Source organism: Acidiphilium sp. JA12-A1, from assembly GCF_000724705.2.
GTDB classification, from domain to species: Bacteria; Pseudomonadota; Alphaproteobacteria; order Acetobacterales; family Acetobacteraceae; genus Acidiphilium; species Acidiphilium multivorum.
In genome coordinates this window covers 1-561 of the sequence record NZ_JFHO01000260.1, presented here as the reverse complement: position 1 = coordinate 561, position 561 = coordinate 1, and the positions used below count along the sequence as shown (strand labels likewise).

The window sequence follows — 561 nt, the reverse complement described above, 5'->3', positions numbered from 1 at the left end:
CCGGTGAACAGCTGATCCGCCGAACCAGTGAGCGGATGCGCCGTGCGCAGGATGGACGGCACGAAGGCGCGGATCAGTGGCGATGCGTGCCGCCGGCGGGCGGAACGCAGCTGCGCAGGGCAAGGCGAACCAGCCGGTTGGCGACGGCCGGCAACCCGGCGCGCTCGGCATCCTGCGCCAGCGAAATCAGGCGGTCGACAAGAATGAGCGGGCTGACGATCGGCTCGTGATGGTCGGCGATTTTCGCCGGGGCGAACTGGGTCATCGCGGGTTTCCTTCTCAGGAGTGTCCTTCAGGAACAGCCGTTTTTGGCTGCGCCCGAACATGACCCGCTCCAGATTACAATCCGGTAAACAAATTCGACCCGGAAAGGAAAATTATCTTTCGTTCTCGTCACTGTCGCGCTCGACCTCGATATCGGCATCGATCGCATCGTCGTCCTCGAGATCATCGGCATCCGTCAGGATATCGTCGTCGCCGGTATCCTCCACGTCGTCCGTGTCGACGTCGTCCTCGGTGGTCTGCGCCTTGGCCGGCTTCTTGGCGTCGTCGGGCTTTGGT

At 62.9% G+C, this 561-nt stretch carries 1 protein-coding gene and 1 pseudogene; both read right to left on the bottom strand.

What is annotated here, in order from left to right; all coding sequences use genetic code 11:
* Positions 1 to 73: 73 nt before the first annotated feature.
* Positions 74 to 265 (bottom strand): hypothetical protein, encoded by a 192-nt coding sequence (locus RT91_RS19800; RefSeq protein WP_035185292.1) that lies wholly within the window; start codon positions 263 to 265, stop codon positions 74 to 76.
* Between the two features lie 112 nt (positions 266 to 377).
* Positions 378 to 561 (bottom strand): annotated as a pseudogene (locus RT91_RS19795) (TIGR02300 family protein); the annotation flags it as partial.

Bases quoted from the DNA above. Each gene is read 5' to 3' on its own strand.
- RT91_RS19800 (WP_035185292.1), bottom strand. From the start codon at position 265: ATGACCCAGTTCGCCCCGGCGAAAATCGCCGACCATCACGAGCCGATC.